This is a genomic window from Immundisolibacter sp., from assembly GCF_041601295.1.
Taxonomy (GTDB): Bacteria; Pseudomonadota; Gammaproteobacteria; order Immundisolibacterales; family Immundisolibacteraceae; genus Immundisolibacter.
In genome coordinates this window covers 1-10,906 of record NZ_JBFIII010000098.1, presented here as the reverse complement: position 1 = coordinate 10,906, position 10,906 = coordinate 1, and the positions used below count along the sequence as shown (strand labels likewise).

Here is a 10,906-nt window from a genome sequence, read left to right as displayed (position 1 = left end):
TCCGGGCCACGCCGCGCGGCGACCAGCGCGGTGCGGGTGGCGATGCGCGCGCCACACAGATGGGCGTCCATGGCGTTCAGCACCACCAGGCGGGCGTCCTGCACCCAGGCATCGGAATAGATAAACCCGCGCCGTAAGCCAGACTTCAGAACCGCGCCGGCCGGATGACTGCGCAGGTCCACGCCCGCAGAACCAGGCAACCGGTCGCGCCGCGCCAGGTGGTCGTACAGAAACAGGCCGGCGCGGATCATCCAGGCCGGTCGCTGGCCGGCGTCATGCGGCATCACGAAACGCAGCGGCCAGATGATGTGTGGCGCCGCCTCCAGCAGCAGCTCGCGCTCCTGCAGCGCCTTGCGCACCAGGCCGAATTCGCCGTACTCGAGGTAACGCAGCCCGCCGTGGATCAGCTTGGTGCTGGCGCTGGAGGTATGCGCCGCCAGGTCGTCCCGCTCCACCAGCAGTACCGACAAGCCGCGCCCGGCGGCGTCGCGGGCAATACCGACGCCGTTGATGCCGCCGCCGACAACGACCAGGTCATAACAAGGCGGTGACATGCTGGGGTTCCGGCTTCCCAAAGTCGCTCAGGGTAGGCCCATCATCGCCTGAAGCGGCGCCGAAAAACACGGTTAGAGCCCGGGCATCGATGCCGGTTGGGTGCCTTGTGTCCGATCGCGCGGCGCTTTCCCTTTCGAACTATGCGTTTCGTGCCTTGGCGCATCCCAGGCGGGCTGCCGCGCACGGTTGGAAATTACGCGACCCATTCCTTTCGGGTGGTGGGGGTCAACTGGCCTGGCCCGTGACCGCTCACCCTCACAGCATCCGCGGAATAAACAACATCGCAACCATGTTGCTGACCAGCAAACCGTAGCCTGGATGAAGCGTAGCGGAATCCGGGACGATCTGACTGCGACTTCTCCCGTATTTCGCTGCGCTTCATACGGGCTACCACCTGCTCGCCTCGCCCCTGGCCTCCCACCCTCACAACATTCGCGGAATAAACAACATTGCGACCATGTTGATGACCAAACACACGGCCGCCACGATGGCGGTGTACCCCAGGATGTCGGCAAAGCGCACGCGCATGACCGCCAGCAGCGGGATGGCGAAGAACGGCTGGATCAGGTTGGTGGTGGAATCGCCGTAGCAGTAGGCCAGCAGCGTGGTAATCGGCGACACGCCGAGCGCCTCGCCGGCCGGGATCAGAAACGGCGCTTCAAGGATCCATTTGGAGCCGGCCGAGGGCACGAACAGGTTCATGGCGGCCGAGTACAGGTACACCAGCAGTGGGTAGCTGGCGGTGCTGGCGTGGCCGGCGAACAACTCGCCGAGCCAGCGCCCAAGACCGGTGTGTTGCAGCACGCCGTAGATGCCGCCGTAGAACGGAAACTGCAGGATGATCCCCCAGGCCGCTTGCGTGCCATTGCGGCAGGCGGCCAGAAACGCCGTTGGCCGGCCGTGCAGCAGCAGCGCGGCAGCCAGGAACACGGCGTTGTAGGCGTTGATGGTCCAGCTGGCGCCAAAGCCCTGGGTCACGATGGCGTAGCCCAGCGGATAGGCCAGCAGCGCGGCGGCCAACCAGGTCCAGCCGGGGAAATTATCCAGCCGCTGTGCGGGCGTTGCCGGTGGCGCAAAGCTCGGCGGCTCGGGCAGCAGGTCGTTCAGGGTGTCCGGGTCCACGGTGCGCGCGCCGTGCGTTGGGTGCAGCAGGCAGACCACCGCCAGCCCCACCACGCCGACGACACAGATCAGCACCAGGTTGAACGGGATCAGCAACGTTTCGGTGATCGGATACAGGCGCGACACCACGCCCGGCGCGCCGTCCGTGCCGAGCAATGGATTGCCCGGCGTGGCCAGAATCAGCGGCGCCGAGCCGGACAGGCCGCCGTGCCAGACCGTGCCCAGGCCCAGGTAACCCGCCGCCAGCACCACGCGTACATCGGCCAGCGGGTTGCGGCGCAGCACGAACGGCACGAACAGCGCACAGGCCACCAGCGACAGCGCCCAGTTGAGCCAGCCGGTGAGCAGCGAGAACAACCCAACCAGCAGCACTGCCTGACGCGGACTGGCGGGGTTGGGCAGCCGGGCCAGCCAGTCGAGCGCCCGGTATACCGGCGTGGCGGTGGCGCAGGCATGCGCCGCCACCAGCGCCAGCGTGAACTGCATGGCCAGCGTCAGCAGCGTCCACACGCCGTTGCCCCAGGCACGGGCGGAGGTGAGCGGATCGGCCCCCGGGCCGGCCCAGGCCAGGCCGAACACGATCAGCGTCAGGATCAGGCAGATGATCCAGGCATCCGGCACATAGCGTTCCGACAGGCGCGACAGGCCGGCGCCCAGGCGTTGCAGCATTGTTGTTATTCCTGACGGCGGTTGCGGCCGGGCGATTTGTCGGCCACGCTCAATCCCCCACCTCGATCCGTACCGCGTAATTGGGTCCCCGGTTGATCGGCAGGTGGGCGTAGGTGGTCCACAGATCACCGCTGGTACGATCCAGATCGATCATGCGCAAAAAGGCCCGCGGACGGGGCAGTGGCAGCACGCTTACGGCGCCGTCGGCCGGGTTCAGGCGGTAGATGACGTCAGTATTGGAGGCGGCCACCCACACCACGCGTCGGCGCGGATCCCAGGTCAGGGCATACGGCGAGGCGTTGCGGTCCGGCAGCGGGTGACGGGCGAGCTCCTTACCGGCCCGGGTGTCGTAGGCCAGCACCTGGCCATCGCCGGACAGCGCGACGTAGATCACGTCGCCATCGTCAATGGCCATTCGGTGCGGGATGGTCCCGAGCGGGAACGTGAGCGAGGTCTGTAATTTTCCGGTTTCGACGTCGAAACCGCCCACGATGCCGTTCAGCTGGGTGAACCAGACCTGTTTGCGATCGGCGCTCATCACGCAGCCATAAAGGGCCGCGTGAAAGGCCGCCTCGCCCTCTTTTTTGGGCATTGGAAAGCGCTGGATGTCGCCGGTGGCCGGGTCCAGCGACGCCAGTTCGTTCTGGCCGATCAGGGTCAACCACAGGCGACCCTTACCGTCGAAAGCGACGTAGCGATCGCTGTCGACACACGCGTCATGCGCAATCGAGAACTCGCCAAAGCCGGGGTATATCCGCCATTGCTCGGTCTTCGGATCGAGCCTGGCGATCGCGTAGCTCTCCTCCAGCGAGAGCCAGATATTGCCCTCGCGATCGGCGTTGATGGTGTGCGGTCCCTGCGGGTGCTGCGATGACCCCGGCAAGTCGATCCAGCGCAAGCGGCCGGTCTTGGGATCGAGCCTGGCGATGCGGTCGGCGTCGTCCTCCACCAACCACAACTGGCCGCCGGCCGGGGTCCAGGCGATCTCGCGCGTCCAGCCGCCGGTATGCAAAGCGTACTCGGTGATGCGTGTCTTGGCGGTGGCCGCCAGCGGCGTGGCGGCGGCCGGATAGTCGGCCAGACTGAAGGTGCTGAAATCGCTGCCCAGATACCGCGCCAGGGCGGCCGCGCCGGCGGTTTCTTCTTCCTGATTGAACAGGCTGAAGTCGGCGGTCATCAGCTTGGCGTATTCGGGGTGTTTCTCGTCGATTCCCCAGCGCACCGGCGAGTCGGCCGAGAAGCGCAGTGCCAGCCCGCGCATGGTCTGCACCGCGCCGCGCCAGACACGTTCCTTGAGGCGCTCGTTCTCCTGCCGGGTGGCCTCGGTCCAGCGTTCCTGCTTCTCGGCTTCGCCCAGACTGGCGAGGCTGGAGGCGAAACGCTGCACCTGTCGGCTCGGGAACTGGTGGCAGCCGGCGCATTGGCCGGCAACAAAGCGCGCGCCGCGCTCGTCCAGCGGGAACCTGGCCAGCCACGCGGATGCCGGCACCTGGTCGGCCACGTTGTCGACAGCGGCAAGACGCAGATTCACCGTCAGCGGCTGACCGCTTTGTGCCGCATCCCATTCCTGCGCCGCCTGGCGATATCCGATTTTGTGCGTGCGCAGCGTCACTTGCGCCGCGCGGGCGTGGATGAGCCCGGGCAGCACAAAGCGGCCAGCGGAGTCGCTGAACGCGGACACCGAGGCCGGGTTGTCGTTGTCGCCGCTCTCCCGGTCTTCGGCGGTAACCAGTACGCCCGCGAGCGGCTGGCCAGCTGCGCTCACCCGGCCCTGGATGTCCAGGGCGCTTGCCGGCGCGATCAGGGTACCCAGCACCAAGGCAAGCAAACACTTGTTACTCACGGCATCTCCTCCTGGTCATCCACCCGCCGTTTTGCGGCCCGGCGCTGTATCGGGAGCCTAGCAACAACCCGCGTGTTGTGGGTAGGCGCCGCAGCGCCCGCTGTCGTTGCAGCGCGATACGTGTCTTGCCGTGCCACGAGTGCCGCGTGCATGATTCGACTTCGTTCGCTACCTGTAGGGAATTCGCCATGTCCGATACGCGTCTTTGCCCCCAGCGTCTGGGGTACGTGCACCTAAAGGTCAAGGATCTCGATGAGTCACTGGCCTTTTGGACCCGGGCGGTACCGCTCGAAATCAGCGCCCGCCAGGGCAGCAAGGTGTATTTGCGCGGCGGCATGCAGCACCACTGGATGGTGCTGGAACAGTCGCCCGAGCCCGGCCTCGGGCGCATTGCGCTGGAGGTCGAAAACCGTGCCGAACTGGACGCCTTCGAAGCCCATCTGAAGGTGCTCGGCATCAAGGCACAGGCAGGCGATGGCCTGGATACGGACCGCGTGGACCGCTACCTCAGATTCAATGACCCGTCCGGCAATCCGCTTGAACTGTATTGCGACATGGTCGCCATGCCGAACCCACCGCAGGCGCGCACGGTGCAGTTGCTCGACATCCAGCACGTGGTGCTGGCAGCCGGCGACACCCGCGCTGCGACGGCGTTCTACCGCGACGTGGTTGGCATGCGCGAGTCGGACTGGGTGGAGCGCGACGTGTGCTTCCTGCACATGAAAAATGGCTGGCACCACGGCATCGGTGTCGGCAGTTTCGGCGGCGCGGCCAGTGGCCTGAACCACATCTGCTTCCAGCCGCCGGGGCTGGACGACGTCATGCGGGCGCGCGCCAATGTGCGCAAGCTCGGTTACACCATCACCATGGATCTGCTGCGCCACGCGCCGTCCACCTCGGTCGGTTTCTATTTCGCCGGACCGGACACCGTGGCCGAGATGAGTTTCGGTGCCCGCCATTTCACCGAGGACGCACCGCCCAAGCCGCGCCTGCTGGCGCGGGGTCTGGACACCATCGACGTGTGGCAGCAGGGCCTGGTGGACAACGAGCAGTCGGTGATCGACGAGTTGAGAAAAATGGCCGAACGCCAACAGGCAACCGGCGGCGCCTGACCCGCCATGGAGGTTCGCGCCATTACCGTGTTCGCCAGCGCGGCGACACTGGCCGAGCCGGATCGCCTGGCGGAACTGGGCCGGACTGCGGCGACCTTACGCGGCCATATCGAGAATGCCGGCATCAAAGTGCAAAGCCTGCGCCTGGCCACGCCACCGGCGCCAGGCTGGATCAGCGAGCCGGCCGCCCTGCCGCAGGCAGCGGTAGCGCTTGAGGCCAGTGCCAAGCAGGCCGGTTTCAAGCACCTGGCTGTTGGCACCATCGGACCCGGACCCGACCAGGCGGCCTGGCTGGCGGCCGTGCCGACCGCGCTCGCCGGCACCCAGTGGCTGTTCTGCTCGGCGGAATTACTCGGCGCCGACAGCGCCGCTTTCGGTGCCTGCGCGCAGACGGTGCTCGCCAACAGCCGGCTGGGCAACGACGGCTTTGCCAACCTGCGCTTTGCGGCGGCTTTCGGCATGCCGCCGGCCGGGCCGTTTTTTCCGGCCGCCTACACCGCCGAGGGCGCGGACGACGGTTTCGCGCTGGCCATCGAGGCGGCCGATCTGGCGGTGACCGCGGCTGCGGAAGCACCCAACCTGGACCACTTCGTCGCGGGTTTGGCCGAGATGCTCACCCGTCGGTTGCAGCCACTGACCGCATTGGCCAACCGACATGCCGGGCGGGCGGTGTTCCACGGCATCGATTGCGCGCTGGCCCCGTACCCGAGCCCGGAGCGCTCGCTCGGCACCGCCATCGAGTCACTCACGGCAACACCCTTTGGCGGGCCAGGCACGCTGGCCGCGGTTGCTGCGCTGCGCTGCGCCGTTACCGCGGCCAGCTTCCCGAAGACCGGCTTCAACGCGCCAATGCTGATCGTGCTTGAGGACGCGGTGCTTGCCGCGCGCAGCGGCGAAACCGGGTTCGGCTGGGCCGAGTTGCTGGCCTGCGCGGCGGCCGGCAGCTGCGGGCCTGACGTAGTGCCATTGCCGGGCGACCTGCCCGTGGCCCGCCTGGTGGCGGCCCTGCGCGACGTGGCGGCTCTGGCCGAGAGCATCGGCAGGCCACTGGAAATGCGCGTGCTGCCGTTGCCCAATCGCGTAACCGGTGACGCCACCGATTTCAGCTTCGATTACTTCGCGCCGGGCCGGGTGCTGGCGCTATGAGAGACGACCGCGACCGGGCCGACGACGCCCCGGCAGCAGCCGCTCCTGTTGAATCGCCGCGCCTTATTCCGCCTCTTTTCCAGGCTCGGCCAGTTGCTTGATGTTGTCGTTGATCTTGAACAGCACGATCAGCAGCTCGCACCAGATACGCGCACCAACCGCTCCGCCGACCAGGGCTACCAGACCCCACAGAAACTTGCCGGCAAACATGCTGCCGATGCCGCTCACGACGACAGCGAACAGCAAAATCCAGTAGACGATCGTGATGATCTTCGGTGTCAGCATCGAGTCGAAAAAGAATATGTCTCGCATCGCTTACGCTCCCTGATTGCCCGGGGCCAACATGGCCGCGGAAACAGTGACATTGCCCAAAACAGGATTTTTGCCTGTGACATCAATCGCGTCGGGCCACATGGTTATACCATCGTCGGGCGGCGACCTTGCCAGATACCGGACCGGCCCGGTCCATGACCGGGCGTCGGGAAGGACTGGAAAAAAGCCCCGCTGCCCTTTGCTCAGTCCGCGGCGGCCGACGTGTTCACCCGGTGTTTTTGCAAACGTAGTGCGACCTGCCGGCGGGTCAGGCCGAGCTGCCGCGCGGCTGCCGCGAGGTTGCCCTGGCTGTCGGCTACCGCCTGTTCCAGCAGGGCCTGTTCGATGGCGTCGAAGCGGTGCTGGCCGGTGCCTGAGGCCAGCAGGGCGGCGGCCTGTTCGCGCAGGCCGTGGCGGCTGTCGCTCAGCCGCCCGGCGGGGTCCAGCGCAAACGCCGATGGACGCGACAGGCCGCCACGCAGGGCAAGCTGCGGCAGGTCGATGGCCTCGCCCTCGGCGGCCAGCAGCACCGCCCGCTCGATAAGATTTTCAAGCTCGCGAATGTTGCCGGGAAAGTCATACCCGAACAGCGCTTCGACCGCCCGGGCGGTGAACCCGGGCACGGCCTTGCCGTACGTGGCGCAAAAGCGCCGCAGCAGATAGGCCATCAGTAACGGGATATCGTCGCGTCGCTCGCGCAGCGGCGGAATCGGCACCGGAAAGGTGGTGAGACGGAAATACAGATCCTCGCGAAACTGCTTGGCCTCCACGGCGTGGTACAGGTCCTCGTTACAGGCGGCCATGACGCGTACGTCGACGCGTCGCGTTTGACTGTCACCGACGCGTTCGATCTCGTGCTCCTGCAGGGCCCGCAGCAGCTTGCCCTGCGCGGCCAGGCTCAGGCTGGTCACCTCGTCCAGGAACAGCGTGCCGCCGTCGGCGCGCTCAAAGCGGCCAGCGCGTGATGTGCTGGCCCCGGTGTAGGCACCCTTGACCACGCCAAACAGCTCGGCTTCGATCAGATTCTCAGGCAGCGCTGCGCAGTTGACGGCGATGAACGGCTGCTCGCGGCGGCCACTCATGCGGTGCGCGAGGCGCGCGAAAACTTCCTTTCCGACGCCGGTTTCGCCCACGAACAGCAGCGTGGCACGGCTGTCCGCCGCCTTGCGCAGCAGGTGCATGGCGGCGCCAAAGCCAGCCGAGATGCCGACCACGCCGTCGGATTCGCCAGCCTCCAGGTCGGCGAAGCGGTTCACCGACGCCTCCGGCTGGTAATAGCGGGTATCCGGCGCCTCGCTGAGCCACTCGTCCAGCGGCTTGCCGATCAGCCGGCAGGCCTCGTGGCCCATGCCGCGGCACTCCACTTCGCGCATCAGGATAGGCCGTCCGGCGAAGGCGCTGGCAAATCCGCTGGCGTAGCCGGTCTGCATCCAGCACACCGGTTCCGGACTGGTGCCGTAGGCGTCAACGTGGACACTGGCTTCCAGCGAATCGTGGACCACGAACTCGCCTGCAAAGGCACCGCTTTCAGGCTCCGCATGCAGGTGGATCACCTGCGACCAGCCAAAGCCTGCCAGTGCGTGCACCTGCGGTCCGACCGCAAAGGCATCGAAATAGCTCACGTTCGGGCGCAGCCGGCGAGCCGCCTCGGCATCGCGGCCGCCTTCGGCATAGCCGATGCGTGAGAGCAATTCGCGCACCACCGAGGACCCCAGGCGATCGATCAACTCGTGCCGCAGGGCGCCGTACACGCTGGCGGTCAGCAATACGCCGCGCTGGTCCCGGACCCAGATACGCCCGGTGTCGGGTGTGAAGCGGACCTGTTCGGCCAGGTCGCGGATGTCGGGCAGGCTGGGGCTGGGTACGGATTGCGACATGATGTACGCCAAAGTAAATCTTTGGACGCCATTATGCGCAAGAGTGACGTGAGCGTCATTTTTCCGCCCACCATACCGCCCTGATGCAGGCTTCAGATCGGCTCCACTGCGGGGTTTGCGCAGGGTTTTTAGGACTTGGCACGCCGGCTGCAAATCAGTTCCCTATCCGCCGCCAGTTCGTCAGGCGCGGATTTCGAGCCCCACAGTTTCCAGATAAAGGAGTCACGGATGACCGACCACGCCGGTCTGGTATCGGCCGCGGGCGCGGTGCAGCGTCGCCAGATCTATGCCGACCCCGCCGTCTACGAGCAGGAGCTGGAGCGTATCTTTGGCCGCTGCTGGCTGTTTCTGGTTCACGAATCGCAGATTCCGCAGCCGGGCGATTTTTTTCGCACCTTCATGGGCGAGGACGACGTGCTGGTGGTGCGCCAGAAAGACGGCTCGATCAAGGCCTTCCTGAACACCTGCACCCACCGCGGCAACCGTTTATGCCGCGCCGACCGCGGCAACGCCCGGGCCTTCGCCTGCAATTACCACGGCTGGGCCTTCGGCACCGACGGCGCGCTGGTTAACGTACCGCTGGAGAAGGACGCCTACTTCAACGAGATCGACAAGACCCGCTTTGGCCTGGTCGAGGTTGATCAGGTGGCGTCCTACAAGGGCCTGGTGTTTGGCTGTTTCGACAAGAACGCCCCCAGCCTGTCCGAGTACCTCGGCGACATGAAGTGGTACCTGGACGTGTGGCTGGACGCCCAGCCCGGCGGCACGGCGCTGATCGGCGAGACGCAAAAGGTCGAGCTCATGACCAACTGGAAGCTGCCGGTCGAGAACGTCTGCGGAGACGGCTATCACCTCGGCTGGGCCCACGCCGGCGCCATGAAGGCCGTGCAGAGCATGGATTTCTCGGGCTTCACGGTCGGCAACGCCAGCGTCGATCTGGAAGGTGGACTGTCGATTGCCGGCCTGAACGGTCACTCGCTACTGGCCACCGTGGACGGCGTGTCCGGCTACAGCTTTTATCCGGACAACGCCGGCATCCTGCGCTACCTGGAACAAAACCGCCCAACCGCCATCGAGCGCCTGGGGCGGCAGCGTGGCGAGAAGCTGTGGGGATCGCAGCTGAACCTGACCGTGTTCCCGAATTTGCAGTTCCTGCCGGGCCTGAACTGGTTCCGCGTCTACCACCCCAAGGGGCCGGGGCGCATCGAGCAGTGGAGCTGGGCCATGGTCGAGAACGCCATGCCGGACGACATCAAGCAACGCATTCTCGACAATCAGTTGCTCACCTTCGGCCCGGCCGGGCTGTTCGACAACGACGACGGCGACAACCTGGCCGCCTGCACCGAGCAAAGCAGCGGCTGGCGTACGCGCCAGATCGATGTACACACCAATATGGCGCTTGGCCGCAGCGGACCCCGGCCGGGCTTTCCCGGCGACATCGCGGTCGGCGTGGTCAGCGAGCACAACCAGCGCTACTTCTACCGACGTTGGCAGGAGCACATGGCGGCCCGGAATTGGCGTCAGGTGCCCCAGTACAACCTGAACCCGCTGGCGGGTGACGAGGCCTTGGCCGATGCCGGCTGACACACGCGTCATGCTGCCGGTCGACCAGCACCTGGCCCTGACCCAGCAGCTGTACTGCGAAGCCCGCCTTCTGGATGGGGAGCGCTACGCCGACTGGCTGGATCTGCTGGCCGAGGACGTGCGCTACCAGTTACCGCTCACCTCGCGCCGCTTCCGGGCCGATCGCAGCGCGGCGCTGGCGGTGGGTCCGGGCTACGTCTTCGACGACGACAAAGCGCGCCTTGAGTTGCGCATCCAGCGCCTGGAATCCGGCCTCGTTTGGGCGGAAGACCCGCGCAACAGCGCGCGGCGCATTGTCAGCAACGTCGAGATTTATCAGGTCGAGACCGACCGCGAGGCGCAGGTCTACTCCGTAGTCGATATCCATCGCAGCCGCATCGACGCCCAGCAGCGACGCCTGACCGCGGCCCGCACCGACCGCTGGCGCTGCGAGGGCGGCGTCTGGCGCTTGGTAAGCCGGCTGATCCAGTTCGACCACCCGGTGGTGATCGACAGCAACCTGAACGTGTTTTTCTAAAGGAGCAGGACGCCCATGAAACCCCACGAGCATGCCCAACCTCCGCAGGATTACTCGCGTTATATGGACCTGAAGGAAGGCTGGGTCGACTGGCGCATCTTCTGGGATGAGGCCATCTACGAACGCGAGCTGGAGGCCATCTTCGCCCGCTGCTGGCAGTTCGTGGCGC

The 10,906-nt window shown here is 66.2% G+C and carries 9 protein-coding genes; 4 read left to right on the top strand and 5 right to left on the bottom strand.

The genetic code is table 11. From position 1 onward, the window contains the following. From ABZF37_RS11880 to ABZF37_RS11870, 3 genes are all read right to left on the bottom strand, one after another. Positions 1-554, bottom strand: a 554-nt coding sequence (locus tag ABZF37_RS11880; RefSeq protein WP_372720180.1) for an FAD-dependent oxidoreductase, incomplete at its 3' end; no start/stop codon positions are given. Between the two features lie 424 nt (positions 555-978). Further along, the gene (locus ABZF37_RS11875; RefSeq protein ID WP_372720178.1) at positions 979-2,346 is read right to left on the bottom strand and encodes a short-chain fatty acid transporter; all 1,368 of its coding nucleotides are present in this window, start codon (positions 2,344-2,346) and stop codon (positions 979-981) included. Positions 2,347-2,395: 49 nt separating this feature from the next. After that, a complete protein-coding gene (locus ABZF37_RS11870; RefSeq protein ID WP_372720176.1) occupies positions 2,396-4,189 on the bottom strand; it encodes a PQQ-binding-like beta-propeller repeat protein in 1,794 nt (597 codons plus the stop codon). A 188-nt stretch (positions 4,190-4,377) separates the two neighbouring features. Between ABZF37_RS11870 and ABZF37_RS11865 the strand changes: the two genes are divergently transcribed. Then, positions 4,378-5,301 (top strand): VOC family protein, encoded by a 924-nt coding sequence (locus ABZF37_RS11865; protein WP_372720174.1) that lies wholly within the window; start codon positions 4,378-4,380, stop codon positions 5,299-5,301. A 6-nt stretch (positions 5,302-5,307) separates the two neighbouring features. Then, positions 5,308-6,447, top strand: a complete 1,140-nt coding sequence (locus tag ABZF37_RS11860; protein ID WP_372720172.1) for a DUF711 family protein — start codon at positions 5,308-5,310, stop codon at positions 6,445-6,447. A gap of 63 nt (positions 6,448-6,510) precedes the next feature. On the opposite strand, the gene ABZF37_RS11855 is transcribed toward ABZF37_RS11860, so the two are convergent. Further along, a complete protein-coding gene (locus tag ABZF37_RS11855; RefSeq protein WP_372720170.1) occupies positions 6,511-6,759 on the bottom strand; it encodes a DUF4282 domain-containing protein in 249 nt (82 codons plus the stop codon). Between the two features lie 203 nt (positions 6,760-6,962). After that, entirely contained in the window at positions 6,963-8,636 is a 1,674-nt protein-coding gene (locus tag ABZF37_RS11850; protein ID WP_372720168.1) for a sigma 54-interacting transcriptional regulator, read from the bottom strand. A gap of 228 nt (positions 8,637-8,864) precedes the next feature. On the opposite strand from ABZF37_RS11850, the gene ABZF37_RS11845 reads away from it, so the two are divergent. Then, positions 8,865-10,220 (top strand): aromatic ring-hydroxylating dioxygenase subunit alpha, encoded by a 1,356-nt coding sequence (locus tag ABZF37_RS11845; protein WP_372720166.1) that lies wholly within the window; start codon positions 8,865-8,867, stop codon positions 10,218-10,220. Then, positions 10,210-10,737 carry a 3-phenylpropionate/cinnamic acid dioxygenase subunit beta gene (locus tag ABZF37_RS11840; protein WP_372720164.1) on the top strand — a complete coding sequence of 176 codons (528 nt, stop codon included), beginning with the start codon at positions 10,210-10,212 and terminating at the stop codon, positions 10,735-10,737. The genes ABZF37_RS11845 and ABZF37_RS11840 overlap by 11 nt, the downstream gene beginning before the upstream one ends. The last annotated feature ends 169 nt before the right edge of the window (positions 10,738-10,906 follow it).

Coding starts and splice junctions, on each gene's coding strand:
- ABZF37_RS11875 (WP_372720178.1), bottom strand. CDS start 2,346: ATGCTGCAACGCCTGGGCGCCGGCCTGTCGCGCCTGTCGGAACGCTAT.
- ABZF37_RS11865 (WP_372720174.1), top strand. CDS start 4,378: ATGTCCGATACGCGTCTTTGCCCCCAGCGTCTGGGGTACGTGCACCTA.
- ABZF37_RS11860 (WP_372720172.1), top strand. CDS start 5,308: ATGGAGGTTCGCGCCATTACCGTGTTCGCCAGCGCGGCGACACTGGCC.
- ABZF37_RS11855 (WP_372720170.1), bottom strand. CDS start 6,759: ATGCGAGACATATTCTTTTTCGACTCGATGCTGACACCGAAGATCATC.
- ABZF37_RS11850 (WP_372720168.1), bottom strand. CDS start 8,636: ATGTCGCAATCCGTACCCAGCCCCAGCCTGCCCGACATCCGCGACCTG.
- ABZF37_RS11845 (WP_372720166.1), top strand. CDS start 8,865: ATGACCGACCACGCCGGTCTGGTATCGGCCGCGGGCGCGGTGCAGCGT.
- ABZF37_RS11840 (WP_372720164.1), top strand. CDS start 10,210: ATGCCGGCTGACACACGCGTCATGCTGCCGGTCGACCAGCACCTGGCC.